At 38.2% G+C, this 18,352-nt stretch carries 16 protein-coding genes; 11 read left to right on the plus strand and 5 right to left on the minus strand.

Annotation, left to right across the window (positions count from 1 at the left end; translation table 11 throughout):
* Positions 1–33: 33 nt before the first annotated feature.
* On the plus strand, positions 34–2,295 hold the full coding sequence (locus tag AB8P06_RS07755; RefSeq protein WP_369840196.1) for an FUSC family protein: 2,262 nt from the start codon (positions 34–36) through the stop codon (positions 2,293–2,295).
* Here AB8P06_RS07755 and AB8P06_RS07760 read toward each other — a convergent pair.
* Together AB8P06_RS07760 and AB8P06_RS07765 are read right to left on the minus strand one after the other, a co-directional pair.
* Complete coding sequence (locus AB8P06_RS07760) at positions 2,276–2,890, minus strand: 4'-phosphopantetheinyl transferase superfamily protein (protein ID WP_369840198.1); 615 nt, start codon at positions 2,888–2,890, stop codon at positions 2,276–2,278. The two genes, AB8P06_RS07755 and AB8P06_RS07760, sit on opposite strands and share 20 nt — an antisense overlap.
* Positions 2,891–3,100: 210 nt before the next feature.
* Entirely contained in the window at positions 3,101–3,631 is a 531-nt protein-coding gene (locus AB8P06_RS07765; protein WP_369840200.1) for a HugZ family pyridoxamine 5'-phosphate oxidase, read from the minus strand.
* 169 nt (positions 3,632–3,800) lie between these two features.
* On the opposite strand from AB8P06_RS07765, the gene ahcY reads away from it, so the two are divergent.
* The 5 genes from ahcY to AB8P06_RS07790 all read left to right on the plus strand — a co-directional run bounded on the left by ahcY (position 3,801) and on the right by AB8P06_RS07790 (position 10,615).
* The gene (gene ahcY / locus AB8P06_RS07770) at positions 3,801–5,117 is read left to right on the plus strand and encodes an adenosylhomocysteinase (protein ID WP_369840202.1); all 1,317 of its coding nucleotides are present in this window, start codon (positions 3,801–3,803) and stop codon (positions 5,115–5,117) included.
* A gap of 214 nt (positions 5,118–5,331) precedes the next feature.
* Entirely contained in the window at positions 5,332–5,724 is a 393-nt protein-coding gene (gene yiaA / locus AB8P06_RS07775; RefSeq protein WP_369840204.1) for an inner membrane protein YiaA, read from the plus strand.
* A 143-nt stretch (positions 5,725–5,867) separates the two neighbouring features.
* Positions 5,868–7,535: a BspA family leucine-rich repeat surface protein gene (locus tag AB8P06_RS07780; protein ID WP_369840206.1), complete on the plus strand. Its 1,668-nt coding sequence runs from the start codon at positions 5,868–5,870 to the stop codon at positions 7,533–7,535.
* An 83-nt stretch (positions 7,536–7,618) separates the two neighbouring features.
* Positions 7,619–9,244, plus strand: a complete 1,626-nt coding sequence (locus AB8P06_RS07785; RefSeq protein WP_369840208.1) for a BspA family leucine-rich repeat surface protein — start codon at positions 7,619–7,621, stop codon at positions 9,242–9,244.
* Between the two features lie 48 nt (positions 9,245–9,292).
* Complete coding sequence (locus AB8P06_RS07790) at positions 9,293–10,615, plus strand: BspA family leucine-rich repeat surface protein (protein WP_369840210.1); 1,323 nt, start codon at positions 9,293–9,295, stop codon at positions 10,613–10,615.
* A 291-nt stretch (positions 10,616–10,906) separates the two neighbouring features.
* On the opposite strand, the gene purE is transcribed toward AB8P06_RS07790, so the two are convergent.
* Positions 10,907–11,410 (minus strand): 5-(carboxyamino)imidazole ribonucleotide mutase, encoded by a 504-nt coding sequence (purE, locus tag AB8P06_RS07795; protein WP_369840212.1) that lies wholly within the window; start codon positions 11,408–11,410, stop codon positions 10,907–10,909.
* Positions 11,411–11,613: 203 nt separating this feature from the next.
* On the opposite strand from purE, the gene AB8P06_RS07800 reads away from it, so the two are divergent.
* The 3 genes from AB8P06_RS07800 to AB8P06_RS07810 all read left to right on the plus strand — a co-directional run bounded on the left by AB8P06_RS07800 (position 11,614) and on the right by AB8P06_RS07810 (position 15,290).
* Complete coding sequence (locus AB8P06_RS07800; protein WP_369840964.1) at positions 11,614–12,525, plus strand: DMT family transporter; 912 nt, start codon at positions 11,614–11,616, stop codon at positions 12,523–12,525.
* Between the two features lie 65 nt (positions 12,526–12,590).
* Positions 12,591–13,157 carry a hypothetical protein gene (locus AB8P06_RS07805; RefSeq protein ID WP_369840214.1) on the plus strand — a complete coding sequence of 189 codons (567 nt, stop codon included), beginning with the start codon at positions 12,591–12,593 and terminating at the stop codon, positions 13,155–13,157.
* 9 nt (positions 13,158–13,166) lie between these two features.
* Positions 13,167–15,290, plus strand: coding sequence for a cation:proton antiporter (locus AB8P06_RS07810; RefSeq protein WP_369840216.1), 2,124 nt, complete (start codon positions 13,167–13,169; stop codon positions 15,288–15,290).
* A gap of 85 nt (positions 15,291–15,375) precedes the next feature.
* Here the strand turns inward: AB8P06_RS07810 and AB8P06_RS07815 are convergent, their stop codons facing one another.
* A complete protein-coding gene (locus AB8P06_RS07815; protein ID WP_369840218.1) occupies positions 15,376–16,485 on the minus strand; it encodes a 5-(carboxyamino)imidazole ribonucleotide synthase in 1,110 nt (369 codons plus the stop codon).
* Positions 16,486–16,508: 23 nt separating this feature from the next.
* The gene (locus tag AB8P06_RS07820; RefSeq protein WP_369840220.1) at positions 16,509–17,057 is read right to left on the minus strand and encodes a DUF1543 domain-containing protein; all 549 of its coding nucleotides are present in this window, start codon (positions 17,055–17,057) and stop codon (positions 16,509–16,511) included.
* Positions 17,058–17,141: 84 nt separating this feature from the next.
* Here AB8P06_RS07820 and AB8P06_RS07825 point away from each other — a divergent pair, with 84 nt between their 5' ends.
* Positions 17,142–17,972 (plus strand): sulfite exporter TauE/SafE family protein, encoded by an 831-nt coding sequence (locus AB8P06_RS07825; protein WP_007844880.1) that lies wholly within the window; start codon positions 17,142–17,144, stop codon positions 17,970–17,972.
* Complete coding sequence (locus AB8P06_RS07830) at positions 17,969–18,352, plus strand: DUF1634 domain-containing protein (protein WP_369840222.1); 384 nt, start codon at positions 17,969–17,971, stop codon at positions 18,350–18,352. Before AB8P06_RS07825 ends, AB8P06_RS07830 begins: the two co-directional genes overlap by 4 nt.

Raw genomic sequence — 18,352 nt, forward strand, 5'->3', positions numbered from 1 at the left:
GCTTTTTTTATTTCCAATAAGTATTTTTGTACTATGAACTATTCGGCAGAGCTCAAAAAATTTGTAACCAGTCAATATGTATATTCTGCAATCAGAATTACATTAGCTACTGTTTTGCCCTGTCTGGTTCTCGCCCACTTCGGAATATTAAAAGAATACTTCCTCTTCCCTCTCGGAACCAGCTTTGTAGCGTTAACAGATCAGCCAGGCCCTTTTATCAGAAGAAGAAATGCATTGACCTTTGCCATATTCTGCTTTGTGCTTGTTGCACTGATTGCAAGCTTAGTGATGAGTATCAAAGTACTCGTTCTTCTTGAAATCATTGTATTCGGAATGTTTTTCTCCCTGATCGGGGTTTACGGCCAAAGGCTGGCTGCTGTAGGATCTTTATCCCTTGTTGTTTTAGCCATCTTTATTGACGGCCACCTTACCGGAAGTAATATTTATAAAAGCTTGCTTATTTTTACCGGCGGCTGTGTCTGGTTTTTGTTGATATTTCTTGTTGTCAGCACGATACAACCTTATAAGCTGGCAAGCCAGATGATCGGTGAAAATTATCTCCAGCTAGCGGAATTCTTGAAAATCAAAGCCAATTATTATCAGAAAAATCCGGATTTTGATAAACTGACGACTCAGGTTATTGCAAAGCAGATTGAGATAAAAAACCTGCAGGAAGAAACCAGGGAAACAGTTTTTAAAACCAGAACCATCGTTAACGAATCTACCACAACAAGCAGATTACTGATGCTGATGTTTCTGAATTCAATGGACCTTCATGAAAAACTCATGACTTCCGAAAGTGATTATCAGAAGCTTCAGCAAAGTTTTGAAGACAGTATGATATTGGTGAATATTCATGATTATCTTAACCTGCTTTCCGAAGAAATTACCAATATCGGAATATCCCTTCAGCTCGGAACCAGGGCAAAACCCATGTTTAACCTTGATCTCGAACTTAAAAATCTGAATTATAATTATTTCGATCTCAGGAGTAAGCAGATCACACCCGACAACCTTGAGAATTTCATGATTCTTCGTCAGATTCTGATGCGTATTAATGAGATCACCAAGGAAATCACCGAAATTTATAAAGTTTTTTCGCAGAATGTAAAACTGGCCAAAAGTCTTTCCACCGGATTGGACCTAAAGAAGTTTATGCCTAATGAAGAAAAGCTGAACTTTAAAGTTTTAAGGAATAATATTTCCCTTTCTTCTTCCCAATTCCGTCATGCCATCCGTATTACAACGGCTTTGCTGATCGGTTATATTTTTTCACTTTTCCAGCTGTTACCGATCGGGCATACGTATTGGATATTAATTACCATTACCGCTATCCTAAAACCCGCCTACTCGATTACCAAGCAGCGAAACAGGCTTCGTCTTTACGGAACCATTGCAGGAGCTACGGTCGCGTATATTATATTGCATTTTATAGACATCAATGCAGTATTATTCACCATTCTTTTATTGAGCATGATCCTTTGCTTCAGCTTACTGAAAGGGAGATATTTCTGGGCGGTATTATTTATGACGATCTACGTCTTCCTGAGTTTTAATTTTTTAAGCCCTGGAAAAATTGACATTATTTTTACAGACAGGATTGTGGATACCATCATTGCAGGGATTATTGCATTCCTGGTTTCCTATATCGTGCTTCCGGTCTGGGAGCACACTCAAAACCTGGACCTGATGAAAAAATCTGCAGCCAGCAACCTGATCTATTTTCAAAGTGTGATTTCAAAATTCCTGCAGGATGATTTTGATATTGAAGATTATAAAATGAAGCGTAAAAATGCGATCATTTCCCTGGCCAATCTTTCGGATAATTTTCAAAGAATGATTTCTGAACCTAAAAACCAGCGGAAAAAACTGGAAGTCGTTCATCAGTTTGTCGCAACCTCACATCTTATTACCGCTTATACCGCTTCCCTTTCCCAATATTCGAAAAGTGAAAGGAAATACCCTGAAATTGACGCTGAAAGCTGGAGCCGGAAAATAGAATCTGAAATGCAGCAGACTTCTGCCCTTCTTAACGATGAGAAAATCAATGAAGCCCTCAAAATGGAAAGCCGCCTTGAGCCTGAAGATTCTTCTATTGAAGATATGCTTCTGAAAAGAAAGACCGAGATTGAAGAAAATGAATCGTATGACCGGAGAGATCCAGAGAAAATTTCGCGTTTAACCGAACTGAAAAACATTCACGACGTTCTGGAATTAATATATGACGTGGCAAAAGAACAGAGAAAGGTGATTGAAAAGTACAAAAGTGAAACGTCTACTCTTCCACAATCGTAAAGCAGTAATCATCAAAAAATTCTACCCTGGCTTTGAACTCATCTGAAAACTGATCATCATAAACTCTGCAGCTTATTTTATGAAGGTGCTTAAGCTCAAAAGGTTTTACTTCATAGTTTTTTTTCAGGGACCAGTATTTTGAGTGATGAATTTTATACATGCTTTCTTTTACACTCCAGATAATGGTATAGAACGTATCTGCCTTATCTTCCGGAATAAACCCCCGCTCATTTTCATAGGTGAACTTATCAATCACTCTCAGAATCTTCGGGTTGAATTTTTCAATATCGATCCCTATTTTTTTATTGGAAATGGCAATGGAAGCAAAAGGAAAGGAATGTGTAATGGAAATCTCCGCGTCTTTTGGATAAAGAAATGGTTCCCTTTCTTTGTATAAAATTTTTGAATGGGGCTTCAGTCCTTTTAAAAGCTTGCGTACCATCAATACCTCAAGCAGCTTTTTCGGATGATAATCTTTCACTTTCTCGGCATTTTCAGGCTCTAAAAGTTCATTAATATCCAGTTCTTCGTTCTCATCATATTTCCAGATCAGAATCGTAGCGTTGTCATCAGAAAAATCCCGGTAAAGAGGCATTGTTTTTTTATTCGATAAAAATAGTAAAAAGAAGTGGATGGGAAAAATGGGAAGAGAGAAGATGGAAGCGGGAAGCTGGAGGTTTATAGAGGTTGAATAAAGAACTTTTTATTTTTTATTAATAGACTTTCGATTTTTAATTTTAACTGTAAAAGAAATCCGCCGACCAATATTAACTTCTAACCTCCCGCTTCCAGCTTCCATTCCTATTTATTTTGACTGATGATCAACATCATTTCTGTGCTCAAGAATTTCTAAATTTTCATCTACAAAATAAGCGCTTCCAAATCCGTTTACATAAGAGCCTTTAACGGGATGCAAACCGATCAGGATAAAATCTTTCATTTCGGAAATCACATCGAGCACTTTTCCGTGAGCTGCCTTCAGCTTATCAACAATCTGGTTCCAGGCTTCCGAATCTCTTTCTACCTGAGAGGTTGCAGCTTCGATCGTTAAACGTTCCCGTGCATAAATCTGTTTTGTGGCAGCTTCGTCTTCAATAAACATCACTGAGGCGTTTCTTCCTTCTGCAAGATTTTTGGTATGCCTTGCCATGAAAGACACCAGAATATAGAATGTATTATCGACTTGTACAAAAGGAGCATAACTCGAATTTGGATTTCCTTCTGCATCTACTGTGGCCAAAATTACACTTTTAGTATTTGCAATCAACTCTTTTACTTTCGGACTAAGTGGTTTTGCTTTTTTCTGAGCATCTTCCTGTGTATTGGTATGATTCATAAAGATAAAATTTGTTTTCACAAAAATAGATTATTTAGAATGAAACTAAATAATTTTAAATCATGTATAATCTCATATAAATGAACCCCTGATGTCGTTTTTATATCTTAATTATTAATCGTAATTTTGCACTTCGATATCAATTGAATTAAAAACTTATTCATTACATATGAGTACTACAACACAATACATTCCTTATAAAGTTAAGGATATTTCCCTAGCAGAATGGGGACGAAAAGAAATTACTCTTGCAGAAGCCGAAATGCCGGGTCTGATGTCAATCCGTGAAGAATACGGACCGTCTCAGCCGCTTAAAGGTGCAAGAATTGCAGGATGTCTTCACATGACCATCCAAACGGCTGTGCTTATCGAGACGTTGGTAGCTTTAGGAGCTGAAGTTACCTGGTCTTCTTGTAATATTTTCTCTACACAAGATCATGCTGCTGCTGCCATTGCTGCTGCAGGAATTCCGGTTTATGCCTGGAAAGGTTTAAATGAGGAGGAATTTGACTGGTGTATTGAGCAGACTTTATTCTTTGGTGAAGACAGAAAACCATTAAATATGATTCTGGATGACGGTGGAGATTTAACCAATATGGTTTTTGACAAATACCCTCAGTTCACTAAAGATATCAAAGGGCTTTCTGAAGAAACAACTACCGGAGTACACAGACTGTACGAGAGAATGAAAAACGGAACTTTGGTAATGCCTGCAATCAACGTAAATGATTCTGTTACCAAATCTAAATTTGACAACAAATACGGATGTAAAGAATCTGCGGTAGATGCCGTAAGAAGAGCTACAGACGTAATGCTGGCCGGAAAAAGAGTGGTAGTTTGCGGATACGGAGATGTAGGTAAGGGTACTGCTGCTTCATTCAGAGGAGCAGGTTCTATCGTTACCGTTACTGAAATTGACCCTATCTGTGCTTTACAGGCTGCAATGGACGGTTACGAAGTAAAAAGACTGGATACTGTGATTGATAATGCAGATATTATCATTACAACAACCGGTAACTTCAACATTGTAAGAGGAGAGCACTTCCTTAAAATGAAAGATAAAGCAATCGTTTGTAACATCGGTCACTTCGATAATGAAATCGATATGGCATGGTTAAACAAAAATTATGGTCACACTAAATCTGAAGTTAAGCCTCAGGTAGATATCTACACTCTGGAAGGTGGTAAAGAAGTGATCATCCTTGCAGAAGGAAGATTGGTAAACTTAGGTTGTGCAACAGGACACCCAAGTTTTGTAATGTCTAACTCTTTCTCTAACCAAACTTTGGCTCAGATCGAACTTTGGAATAATTCTGAAGCTTACGGAAACGAGGTTTATATGTTGCCGAAACATTTAGATGAAAAAGTAGCAGCTTTACACCTTAAGAAATTAAGCGTTGAATTGGAGGTTCTTTCTCCTGAACAAGCTGATTATATTGGTGTTGATGTAAAAGGGCCATTCAAACCTGAATATTACAGATACTAAACAGCAGTCCTTTTTAAGGATTCAAATACAAACTCTCCAATTTTTTTGGGGAGTTTTTTATTTTTCTTTCTTTTTTAAACCACCCCACCCTTCGGGTAACCCCTCCAAAGGAGGGGAATTGAATTAATATAATAAAATTTCAACATTTCAGTTATTGCAGACAAGTGAATAAAAATGATATATTTATCCTTTAAACAAAAAAACATTCTAATTAATGAAAAAACAAAGAGTATCAAATGCTTTCGTAGCAGCATCATGGATTGCGCTGGGAGCGGGAATGGTCGGCTTTATTGTAGGTCTTGCAAGAGCTGAAATGCAGCTTAATGAAAAAGGATATTATTTTACAATCCTATTATATGGCTTATTTGCCGTAGTTTCCTTACAGAAGGCAGTTCGTGACAGGCTCGAGAATATTCCGGTGACGGATATTTACTACGGGATCTGCTGGTTTGCCACCCTTTCGTCGATTGTTTTGCTTGCTATCGGCCTCTGGAATGCCACTATTCTTCCGAGTGAAAAAGGATTTTATGCATTTGCTTTTTTACTGGCTCTTTTTGGTGCTATTACCGTTCAGAAAAATACCCGGGACAATATGATTCAGGATTAATACAAACTCTCCAATTTTTTGGGGAGTTTTTTATTTTAGGCTACTTTAAAGTTTACAAAAAAAACAAATTACAATAAGCTGATTGTTAAAAAATTGCACAATTTTATTTATTTATATATATTTATTTCGCAAATTATTGATATATGTATAAAAAACTAATAGTGCTCTTTTTTTTCATCATAAGTGTGCAGTTTATTAAGGCTCAAAACGAATTTATCACGATCTGGAAACCGGGAAATATTCAGCCTCCGGGCAGTGGTGTTCCTTATAATTCGTCTGCTACTCAGGCATGGCTTCCTTTAAGAGGAAACGATTATACCATTTCGTGGGAAGAAGTCGGATATCCTTCACATCAGGCAACTCTTACGAATGTCACCACAGCGTACCAGATTTTATTGGATTTCGGAACTCCTTTAAATCCTGATCCTCAAAATGCTACTTACCGTGTAAAGGTGAGCAATGGAGCCGGTAATTTTTACGCCATAAGATTTAAAGATCAGACTGTAGTTCTCAGCAGTTATCCGATTGGGGATACTCAAAAATTAATGAGTGTAGAACAATGGGGCACTATTGCATGGACTTCAATGCGGGAAGCATTTTCAGGATGCAGCCTTATGAATGTCACAGCTACCGATCTCCCGAATCTATCCAATGTTCATGATATGTATAATATGTTCTTTTTCTGTTCTCAACTGATAGGAAACCCAACCATTAACAACTGGAATATTTCCGCTGTTACCAATCTGGATGGTACATTTATGGGATGCTCATTATTTAACCAACCTGTGGGAAACTGGGATACTTCCAATGTAGAAACCATGGCCTATCTTTTTTTCGGAGCATCCGTTTTCAATCAGCCGCTTGCCAACTGGAATACATCAAATGTAAATCTTATGATTGCGATGTTTCATAGTGCTGAAGAGTTTAACCAGCCTATCGGGAACTGGGACCTGTCTGAAAATTCAAACAGTGAATTTATGTTTGCCAATGCTCTCAAATTTAATCAGCCAATCGGAAACTGGAATATTTCAAACCTGATTGAAACGGATCATATGTTTTATAATGCCGCTGTTTTCAACCAGGATATCGGGAGCTGGGATACGAGCAACATAACCAATATGAATGGAATGTTCAGTGATGCAACCGCTTTCAATCAGAATATCAGAAACTGGAATGTAGGTAATGTTATAAATATGTCTCAGATGTTTCAGAATGCAAAAAGCTTCAACCAGGATATCGGGATATGGGACACCGGCAATGTATATGGATTTGTAGATATGTTTAACGGTGCTTCGCATTTTAATCAGAATTTAGGACAATGGAATTTAGGCTCATTATTGTATGCTCAAAATATGTTTTTAAACTCAGGCTTAAGCTGCCAGAACTACAATGACACGCTTCATGGCTGGAACCTGAATCCTGCAACACCGAATAATATTAATCTATCCAGCGTTTCTCCGCTGATCTATTCGAGTGCACAGGCCGTAGCTGCCCGAAATAATTTAATTAATAATAAAGGATGGACGATTACAGGAGATACTTACAATGCGGAGTGTGCCATGTTATCAACTTCTGATACGGCAGCAACCCATCCTGTCGAGATCTATCCCAATCCTGCAACAGACTTTATTTATATTAAAAACATGAAATCGACCGGCGGTTATAAAATCCTTGATGCTTCAGGTAGAATTGTAGTGCAGGACGCTTTGAAAGATGAAAAAATTAACATCAGCCATCTGATGGGCGGAAATTACATTCTGCAGATTATTACAAAAGATATGACTAAGGCATTTAAATTCATTAAAAAATAAAATAAAATCAATTATACCCATAAACTCTTCAAAAATTTGGAGAGTTTTTTATTTTTATTATCTTTAATTCACAAAATCTTGATATGCATAAAAAACTTCTAACTTTTATTCTTCTTATCATTTTATTTCAATTTTCCAAAGCTCAAAACGAGTTTATCACGATCTGGAAGCCTAATATCCAGAGCCCAACTACTATCAATGCGCCTACAGCAGCGGGAGTCAATCAGATCTGGTTTCCGGGAATTGGTGATAATTATACAATCACCTGGGAAGAAGTCGGTTTTCCTCAACACAACGGAACAATGACTAACGTAACTTCTGCAAGTCAGGTTCTGATCGATTTCGGATTCTCATTAAACCCTGAACCGGCCGATGCAACTTTCAGAGTAAAGGCAAGTAACGGTGCCGGAACTTTCAAACAGATCCGGTTCAGCATACCCGGTATTACAAGCAATAACGGAAATATTTTTATAACCTGGAACCTCTATGGCAGTGTCGACAGGATTACCGGGATAGAGCAATGGGGAAATATCCAATGGACTTCGATGGCCAGCGCTTTTGCCAACTGCAAACTGCTGCAGCTTACCGCAACAGATTCTCCCAACTTATCGAATGTAACTGATGCTTCATTTATGTTTTCCGACACATTCAGTTTTACAGGGAATCCATCCATGTCAAACTGGAATACTTCCGGTGTAAAAGATTTCAGATATATGTTTGGTTTCACTCCTTACTCATCAATACCATCCAACAATGCTTTCGACGCTCCTATCGGCTCCTGGAATACGTCTTCCGCAGAAGATATGAGCTATATGTTTAACGAAAGAAGGTCTTTTAACCAAAATTTAAATAGCTGGAACACTTCCAAAGTAAAAGATATGCGATATATGTTTGCGAATTGCTCAGCATTCAACCAGCCACTGGATAACTGGGACACTTCCAAAGTTACCAATATGTCCTTTATGTTTCATTTAATTCCAAACTTCAATCAGCCTATAGGAAACTGGAATACTTCAAATGTAACGGATATCAGCCATATGTTTCACGCTGTTGCAGCTTTTAACCAGCCTTTGAACTCATGGGACGTAAGCAAGGTAACCGATATGAACACCGCTTTTGCCAACGCCACCAATTTTAACCAGCCTCTTGACAGCTGGAATACAAGCCAGGTAACGAATATGCTGGCATTATTCTGGCTCGCCTCAAGTTTTAATCAATCTTTACAAAACTGGAATCTGAGCTCTTTAACTCTTGCAATAGCCATGATCTCTTTTACAGGCATCGATTGTGAAAACTACAGCAAGACCCTCAGCGGATGGGCAGATAATATCAATACCCCTGATAATATTAATTTAGGAGCTCTTACCCCGTTGATGTACTCCACAGACGTCATCGGTAAAAGAAATATACTGATCAGCAAAAACTGGGTCATGACCGGTGATGTAATAGGTGAATGCAGGTTGGGAACTTCGGAACAGTCCATGCATAATCAACCTTCCATCTATCCTAACCCGGCTACGGACTTTATTTATCTCAAAAATATAAAAGGCCTCAGCAGCTATAAAATTTTTGACACCAGTGGAAGAATCGTACTTCAGGGACTATTGAACGGAGAAAATATTAATGTAAATTCACTGATCAAAGGAAATTATATTTTACAGGTGATCTCAGAAGAGAAAACCTATTCTTTGAAGCTTATCAAAAAATAACCCTCAACGGATCAACAAAGTATTCAAAAATCTGACTAAACTTTAAATATGCTTAAAAAACTTTTAGCCCTTGTTCTTTTTACCATTTTATTTCAAACCATTAATGCCCAGAATGAATTTATTACCATCTGGAAGCCCGGATCTTCCCAACAGATTAATTTTCCTGGAAGAGGAACCAACTTTAATGTGTACTGGGAAGAGGTAGGATATCCGCAGCATAACGGTAGCCTAACTGACGTCACCTCAACATTGGAATTCACCGTCAATTTCGGAGCTCCTCTGAATCCCAGTCCTGCCAATGCCACTTACCGTATTAAAATCAGCAACGGAAACGGAAACTTTGACCGTGTAAGGTTTTTCGATGGAATGCTTATTCCCGGATATACCAATGCAGACCGAACAAAAATTATAGACGTTGCCCAATGGGGAAGTATTCAATGGAAAAGCTTTGAAGATGCTTTTGTGTTTTGCACCAATTTAGATGTCAGTGCTCCGGATACTCCTGATCTGAGCTTTGTGACCAGTATGAAACAGATGTTTTATTTATGTTTTTCATTGGTGGGAAATCCAAGTTTTAATACATGGGATACTTCAACAGTTACAACGATGTTTTATATGTTCGGGGAAACTTCTTTCAATCAGCCTTTGGGAAACTGGAATACTTCAAACGTAACCGATATGTCTTTCATGTTTGATTATGCTACCCAATTTAACCAACCGATAGGCAGCTGGAATACGTCCAAAGTAACTGCAATGGAGCATACATTTCACGGGGCCATGGCATTCAATCAGGATCTGAGAAACTGGGACACTTCCAAAGTAACCGTTATGGAAGAAATGTTTCATGAAGCCAACAGTTTCAATCAAAATATCGGGTCATGGAGTTTAGCTGCTTTAACACAGGCCCAGAAAATGTTCCTGAATTCAGGACTGAACTGTCAGAATTATGATAACACCCTGTACGGATGGAGCATAAATGCAGCAACTCCCAACAACATCAATTTAGCCAGTGTGGCTCCTTTGGTTTATGCTGCCCCTTTTGCCGTAAACGCAAGAAATAATCTGATCAGTAAAGGATGGATTATTTCCGGAGACACTTACAATAACCAGTGCTCTTCCCAGCTATCTACAATTGAGGTATCAGACGGAAACGGAATATCCGTTTACCCCAATCCTGCAAAAGATGTTATTTATGTAAAAAATGCCGATAATGCAGAAAGATATATGATACTGGATGCTTCGGGAAGAATTTTGACACTAAGGACAATGACCGGTAATTCTATTGATATCCGGTTTTTAAATCCCGGAAATTATATGCTGCAAATCATTACAAAAGAGAAAACTCAGAATTTTAAATTCATTAAAAAATAAGATAACTATATAAACTATTTACACTTATTATTTCCGGTTCTTTCAATGATCGGTTTTATATCGCAAAGAAAATTATGCACCGGATATATCCAAGATGAGAAGTTTTTTAATCTATAAAACAGATTTTCAAAAGAATGCTTCATAACAGCTTTGCTGCTTTTCCTTTGTTTCTCTTAAAATGTAACAGTCGGATTTTAAAAGCTTTGCGTTAATAAAAAATGATGAGTGTAAAATAGCATATAACTTTACCAATAAAAAAGCCTCGCTAAAAATTTAGTGAGGCATTCTGTTTTATTTATCATACTGATTAGGGTGCATCTCTTTGATATCATCCACAGTACCCAATACTTTATCTTTCAAAGAATCCTGATATTGCTGAAGTTTTTGAGCTACCTGCTCATCTCCGCTTCCCAGAATTTTAGCAGCCAGAATTCCGGCATTCAGTGCTCCGTTTAAAGCGACTGTTGCTACAGGAATCCCTCCCGGCATCTGAAGAATTGACAATACGGAATCCCAACCGTCAATAGAATTGCTTGATAAAATCGGAACTCCGATCACGGGAAGTGTTGTACAGCTTGCCACCATTCCCGGAAGATGAGCTGCACCGCCCGCTCCGGCAACAATTACTTTCAATCCTCTTTCCTTAGCTGTTTTCGCATAATCAAACATTCTTTCCGGTGTTCTGTGAGCCGATACTACCGTAAGCTCATACGGAATATCCAGGCTTTTCAGAAAATTTGCAGCCTGTTCCATAATCGGTAAGTCGCTCTGACTTCCCATAATAATTCCTACCATCTTCAATTTATTAGATTTTCAAAGATAAAAATTAAAATCTGTTTTTTAAAATAACTGTGTTTTCAGAAACCTATAAAAGAAACAACACGCTAAAAAAAGTAATAGACAGTATTGAGCAGGGATCATTTATTTTATCAAAGCCAGTCCTGTTTGAAATCAGTTTAAAATAAATACCTTTGCAGTACACCATTTTCATAGATATTTTGAAAGATTACAGGCTTATTTTTGCAGTTCTCACCGTTGCTATTGTGTGGGGAACCACTTTTCTATCCATACGTGTTGCAGTTGAAACCATTCCGGCCTGGTTTGTTGCCGGAATACGTCAGTTTCTCGCTTCCATTATTATGCTTCTCGTTCTTCTTTACCGTAACGAATTTAAATGGATCGGCTGGAGGAATTTAAAATACCAAATTGTTTTTTCTACACTGATGCTCGTTATCGCCAACGGAATGACCACAGTTGCCGAAGAAACGATAACCAGCAGTTTAGCATCACTCATCAGCGCCACCTCTCCGATTATTGTTTTTCTGGGAAGTGTAGCGATAGGGTTACAGAAATTCAGTGTCCGGGCTGCTATAGGAGTCCTTATGTGTTTCTGCGGTATTCTGTTTATTTTTTGGGACGGGCTCAAAGATTTTGCCAATCCGGAATATACCATGGGAATTATCTTTTTGTTTATTGCTATTGCAGGCTGGGCATCAGGAACTATTTTTACTAAAAAACTGAATATCCAGAGCGGAAACATCACCTTAAACCTTTTTTACCAGTTTGCTTTTGCAGGCGTTCTGCAGATTATCTTTGCCTTCTTATTTTCTGAGGATTATAATTTCGGGAACTGGTCTTTCAAAAGTGTTTTTGCTATGATCTACCTGGCTATTTTTGGCTCTGTGGCTGCATTTTTTGCCTTTCATTATGCGCTTACCAGAATATCTCCGGTTCAGGTTTCCATTCTTGCTTATGTGAACACCATTATATCGATATTTTTAAGCTGGCTGATTTTGGGAGAGGTTATTTCCGTTAAATTTATTCTGGCAGCTGTTTTAATTATTTTAGGGGTATTTATTATTAATTACAATCCTGAAATGTTTAAAAGATCCAAGGTAAAAACGCCTTAGTTTCTCAGCGATCGCTTTCGTGTTTGTATTTTTTTGACTATATTGTTTACATCAATTCCTACAATATGGTTAAAAAAATTTTGTTGATCCCATTGATTACCCCATTTTTTATGATGAGCTGCAATGATACTCAAAAGGAAAAAAACATCGTTGAAAGAGAACATCAGCTTCTTGAAAAAGAAAAATTATTCGCCCAAAAAGAATCGGAATATCAGGCGTTACTGAAAATGAGAGACAGCATTTTCGCTAAAAAAGATTCTGTAAAGATAATAGCCTGGCCTGCAGAAATAACCGGATCCTGGAGTGGAAAAGTGATCTGTACCGAATCCAACTGCAGTGATTATGTGGTAGGTGATCAGCGAACGGATACCTGGGAATTTGACAGTGATTCTACTCAACTGGTCGCCAAAATCATCAACAATAATAACCTGGTAAGATTATATTCAGGGAAATTTGAGAGCAACGAGGTTAAGCTTAATTTCAAAACCGATTCCACCGCTAAAAAAAATGTGGAAATGAACGTTCGCCTTAATGATATTTCCGACACCAAGATCAAAGGTACCAGAACTGTTTCGGTAGATAATACCTGCCTTGCAAAATTCTCTGTTGAACTGACCCGTTCTTCCAAATAAAAAACACTTATGATTTTACTGAGCATACACAACCTGAGTTTTCCGATAGAAGATCCTGTATTGAAATTCTTAGTGGTCCTGATTATTATTCTTGCGGCTCCTCTTTTACTGAATAAAATAAAAGTTCCACATTTACTGGGACTGATTATTGCCGGAGCCGTGATAGGCCCAAACGGCTTCAATATCCTGGCAAGAGACAGCAGTATTGTGGTTACCGGGACAACCGGATTGCTTTACATTATGTTTTTAGCCGGTCTGGAAATCGATATGGGAGATTTCAAGAAGAATAAATGGAAAAGCCTCACCTTCGGAATCTATACTTTTACGGTTCCTTTTGTTTTAGGGTTTCTCGGAGCCTATTATCTTTTACATTTTTCATTACTGACTTCCATTCTTTTTGCAAGTTTATTTTCGTCACATACTCTTATAGCCTATCCTCTGGTAAGCAAGCTGGGGATCGCAAAAAACCTCGCCGTTAATATTACCGTCGGCGGAACCATGATTACAGATGTGCTGGCCCTTTTGGTGCTGGCTATCATCGTAGGAATGTCCCAGGGTGATGTGGGAACCGAATTCTGGGTAAAGCTGTCGGTTTCATTCCTCATTTTCGGGCTTATTGTTTTACTGGTATTCCCGATTATCGGCCGTTGGTTTTTCAAAAAAGTGGATGATAAAATTTCACAATATATTTTTGTATTGGTTATGATCTATCTGGCTGCCTTACTGGCTGAGCTTGCAGGCGTGGAAGCCATTATCGGAGCATTCTTTGCAGGACTGGCGTTAAACAGACTTATTCCTCACACTTCTTCACTGATGAACAGGGTAGAATTTGTCGGAAACGCAATTTTTATCCCTTTCTTTCTGATCAGTGTCGGAATGCTGATTGATTTTAAAGTTTTTTATCAGAGCCTTGAAACCCTTGAAGTTGCAGGAATTATGCTGATCGCTTCGATTGGTGGAAAATATTTATCTGCTGTAGCTACTCAGAAAACGTTCAGGCTTTCCAAAGATGAAGGAAAACTTATTTTCGGACTGAGCTCGGCTTCGGCAGCAGCAACTCTGGCTTCAGTGATGGTAGGTTACAACATTATTATCTCTGAAACCGAAACGGGAGAACCTGTACGATTGCTCAACGAGCATGTTCTGAACGGAAGTATTTTACTGATTTTAGTTTCCTGTACGATTTCCTCTTTTATATCTATGTCAAGCGCCCAGAAAATTGCAGAAAGCGACAATGAAGATACCGTATCCGGAAACAGCCATGAGGAAGAAAATATTTTGCTGGCAATCAACCATGAAGAAACCGTGGAACGAATGATAAATCTGGGGATCCTGATCAAAGCCCACACCAATACGGAAGATCTCTTTGCCCTGAATGTTATCAATGAAGATAAGAATGAATCTTCGGTGAAAAATGCCGAAAAGCTTTTACATCAGGCTACTGATGCTGCCGCCGCAGCAGATGTTGCTTTACAGCCTTTAAAAAGATATGATAATGACGTAATTAATGGGGTCAACAATGTGATCAAGGAACAGAAAATCACTGATCTTATCATTGGCCTTGAAGATGAAAAAGGGTTTTCCCCTTCTTTTGTTTACAATTTATACAACGGTTATCTTCAGAATGACGATGTGAATGTACTGGTTTACCATGCTGCGCAGCCTCTTTCAACCATTAAGAAATATGCCGTGATGATTCCTGAAAATGCCCACAAGGAAGCCGGATTCTTTCATGCTTTGCTCAGGGTATGGAATATTGCCCGGAATTCCGGGGCTACCATGGCTTTCTATGCTTCAGAAAACATTCAGGATATTTTACAGCGAATCATTAAAAAAGCCAATATAGAAGCCGAATTTATCATTATGAATACATGGCGCGACGGAGAAAAAACCGCAGCCCAGCTAAAAGAAGATGAAGCGCTTATTGTTTTAATGGCAAAGAGAGGAATGCAGTCCTACATTCCGCAGATGAGGCTTATTCCCGAGCTTCTGAATAAATATTTAAATGATAATAATTATCTGCTTATTTTTCCTTTTTCCGAATATGATAAAAACAGCCCGGAAATACGCTCTGTAGGGAATCATGGCGATTTTATAGAGATCGGGAATGTGATTCAGAAGATGTTTAAATAGTCTCTGATTTTTCCTAAACTGAAAATTAAAGATTGGAAATAAAAAAAGACTGTTTTTAGGAACAGTCTTTTTTATGATATGATTTTTACGCAATTACTCTTACCATCTCTTTCACCTTCACCAGCTTTTCCATCAGCTCTTCCTTTGAATCAGCCAGCACATTGATGTGCCCCATTTTTCTTCCGGGTTTGGTTTCTGTTTTTCCGTACAGATGGATGTATGTTTTGGGAAGTTTTAAAACGTCTTCCATTCCTTCATAGATCACTTTTCCTGAATAGCCTTCAGCACCTACCAGATTCAGCATTCCACTGTATCCTATTGTGTCTGTGTCTGCTAATGGTAAATTTTTCACAACGCGGTACATTTGCTCAAACTGTGAATTGGCATTTCCTTCCTGGCTCTGATGCCCCGAATTGTGTAATCTCGGAGCCGTCTCATTTACCCAGACTTTCCCGTTCTGATCAAGGAAAAGCTCGATAGCAAAAAGTCCCGGGGAATTAACGGCATTTAAAAACTTTTCAGTAATTGAATCAATCTGTTTCTGAACATCATCACTTAAGAAAACAGGACAGATATTAAAATCAAGTAAGTTCAGTTTCGGGTCGGCTACCATTTCGGTCACCGGAAAGGTTTTCGTTTCTCCGTTTTCATTTCTGGCAACAATAACGGAAAGCTCTTTATCAATATCTACCAGGCTTTCTATAACTGAAGCTTCTTTCCATAAATGCTGATAATCTTCTTCTGTTTTAATCACCTGAACGCCTTTTCCGTCATAGCCTCCGGTATTCATTTTCTGAACAAAAGGTAGTGGCATCATAATTTTATCATCGCTGTTCCAGACTACCTGAAACTCAGGGCTCGGAATATCGTGAGTTTTATAAAATTCCTTCTGAAGGATTTTTTGTTGAATCATTTTGATAATTTTAGCATTCGGAACCACTTTTATCCCCTGGTTTTCAAGTTCGGCAAGCGCATCGGCATTTACGTGTTCAATTTCTATCGTTACGACATCCTTATCTTTCCCAAAATCCAGAACGGTCTGATAATCATTGAAATTCCCTTGTGTAAAGTATGAAATAGTATGGCAAGGCGCATCCGAAGCCGGATCCAGAGTATAAAACTGATCGTCATATTTCAACGCACTCTGAATCAGCATCCTTCCAAGCTGACCGCCTCCTAAAATTCCTATTTTCATTTTATTTTAATTAGATTTTTATTTTAAATTTTATCAATATTCAGATAACCCAATCCCATTGTATTTTCCTGAATTTCAGCATCGGATTTTTCAAGAACGATAGAATATTTTTCTTTCATTTTTTCAGGCAGAATATCACTGACATTAAAAATATCATCAATATCAACCCCATGCTTATCATCAATATGGCTTACTGCATTTTCAAATCCCATTGTTTTATAGAATTCTGTAGCTTTTGCTTTTTTCACAATTTCTCCCATTGAAATACCGACCATCAGATGTTGCTCATGAAATTCTTCAAAATATCCTTTTTTATAACCGCCAAGGTTAATAAAATACAATTGATCTTCGGAAACTTTATCTGTTTTTTCAACAATTTTCACTTCATATCCGTCAGCAAATTTTACTTCCTGGTAGCAGTCAATATGAATTTTACCATCCGCTTCCTTCCAGAAATCTTTCATATCCGGAACCAGGTCTTTAAGGTTTTCCGCAATACCGAAAAATACATCATGCTGTTCAATATTTCTACCTTTGGGAGTGGCTCCCAGGATGATATAGAATAGTTTCATTTCACTTTTATTTCTGCAAAAATACGTCAAATTTATCTTTATTTAAAGTTTGGCAGAGAGCAGCAATAGTTTTATCTTTGTAGCATGTCAGAAATCATCATTCTCTTCCTTGGAGCAATCTCGGCAGGCCTTTTGGGGTCATTGACGGGTCTTGGAGGAGGGGTCATTATTATCCCTTTATTAACGCTGGGTTTCGGCGTTCCTATGCATTATGCAATCGGTGCTTCTTTAATCTCCGTTATCGGTACTTCTTCAGGTGCTGCAGTAGCTTTCGTTAAGGAAGGTTTTACGAATATGAGAGTCGGAATGTTCTTAGAAATTGCCACCACTTCAGGGGCTATTATGGGTGCTCTGGTTTCAGGAATGCTGAATCCGAATACGATCGGAATTATTTTTGCAAGTATCCTGCTTCTGACGGTTATTTTAAATCTTAAAGGAAAGCCAGACCACCAGGAACCTCTGATAAAAGGGAGCCTGGAAGACAAGCTTAAGTTATACGGAACTTTCCCTGACAAAGGAGTTCTTAAAAATTATTCTGCAAGAAATACGGTTCCCGGATTTTTCATGATGATGTTTGCCGGTGCAATGTCCGGACTTTTAGGAATCGGTTCCGGAGCATTGAAAGTATTGGCCATGGACAATATGATGAAACTTCCGTTTAAAGTTTCTACAACCACCAGTAACTTCATGATCGGAGTGACTGCCGTTGCGAGTGCTTTGATCTATTTCCAGAGAGGGGAAATCATCCCAGTGATTGTTGCTCCCGTATTGATCGGGGTTGTTGTTGGTAGCTTTATCGGTTCAAAAACACTGATGGTTTCCAAAACAAAGAAACTGAAAACTTTCTTTGCGATTGTGATCACGATCCTGTCAATTTATATGATGTATAACGGTATAAATAAAAGCTTCAGATGAGAAAGAACTTCACCGATGTGGACTTAAACCGCTCTGTCGGAAATCTTCTGAGACTGGGTGTTATTTTATCGGTTATCACATCGCTTATCGGTTTTGTAAAACTATTCCTGGAAGGGTTTAAAATGCCTAAAAAATATTCCAGCCTTGACATGGGAACATCCTCGGAAAAAGTTTGGGGTCATTTCTGGACGACCCTGTGTAAAGGAGAGGGAATGGCTATTATTCAGCTGGGAATCCTTCTGCTTATTGTCACTCCTTTAATGAGAATTGTTTTTGCATGGATCGGGTATTTAAAAGAAAAAGATTACGTTTATGTGATCATTTCTTCAATTGTTTTAGCCATTATGATCATCAGCTTTCTTACAGGCTACGCTCACTAA

The organism is Chryseobacterium tongliaonense (genome assembly GCF_041224435.1).
Classification (GTDB): domain Bacteria; phylum Bacteroidota; class Bacteroidia; order Flavobacteriales; family Weeksellaceae; genus Chryseobacterium; species Chryseobacterium tongliaoense.

Excerpts from the sequence above, each read along its gene's own strand:
- AB8P06_RS07755 (WP_369840196.1), top strand. The coding sequence starts at position 34 with ATGAACTATTCGGCAGAGCTCAAAAAATTTGTAACCAGTCAATATGTA.
- AB8P06_RS07760 (WP_369840198.1), bottom strand. The coding sequence starts at position 2,890 with ATGCCTCTTTACCGGGATTTTTCTGATGACAACGCTACGATTCTGATC.
- AB8P06_RS07765 (WP_369840200.1), bottom strand. The coding sequence starts at position 3,631 with ATGAATCATACCAATACACAGGAAGATGCTCAGAAAAAAGCAAAACCA.
- ahcY (WP_369840202.1), top strand. The coding sequence starts at position 3,801 with ATGAGTACTACAACACAATACATTCCTTATAAAGTTAAGGATATTTCC.
- yiaA (WP_369840204.1), top strand. The coding sequence starts at position 5,332 with ATGAAAAAACAAAGAGTATCAAATGCTTTCGTAGCAGCATCATGGATT.
- AB8P06_RS07780 (WP_369840206.1), top strand. The coding sequence starts at position 5,868 with ATGTATAAAAAACTAATAGTGCTCTTTTTTTTCATCATAAGTGTGCAG.
- AB8P06_RS07785 (WP_369840208.1), top strand. The coding sequence starts at position 7,619 with ATGCATAAAAAACTTCTAACTTTTATTCTTCTTATCATTTTATTTCAA.
- AB8P06_RS07790 (WP_369840210.1), top strand. The coding sequence starts at position 9,293 with ATGCTTAAAAAACTTTTAGCCCTTGTTCTTTTTACCATTTTATTTCAA.
- purE (WP_369840212.1), bottom strand. The coding sequence starts at position 11,410 with ATGGTAGGAATTATTATGGGAAGTCAGAGCGACTTACCGATTATGGAA.
- AB8P06_RS07805 (WP_369840214.1), top strand. The coding sequence starts at position 12,591 with ATGGTTAAAAAAATTTTGTTGATCCCATTGATTACCCCATTTTTTATG.
- AB8P06_RS07810 (WP_369840216.1), top strand. The coding sequence starts at position 13,167 with ATGATTTTACTGAGCATACACAACCTGAGTTTTCCGATAGAAGATCCT.
- AB8P06_RS07815 (WP_369840218.1), bottom strand. The coding sequence starts at position 16,485 with ATGAAAATAGGAATTTTAGGAGGCGGTCAGCTTGGAAGGATGCTGATT.
- AB8P06_RS07820 (WP_369840220.1), bottom strand. The coding sequence starts at position 17,057 with ATGAAACTATTCTATATCATCCTGGGAGCCACTCCCAAAGGTAGAAAT.
- AB8P06_RS07825 (WP_007844880.1), top strand. The coding sequence starts at position 17,142 with ATGTCAGAAATCATCATTCTCTTCCTTGGAGCAATCTCGGCAGGCCTT.
- AB8P06_RS07830 (WP_369840222.1), top strand. The coding sequence starts at position 17,969 with ATGAGAAAGAACTTCACCGATGTGGACTTAAACCGCTCTGTCGGAAAT.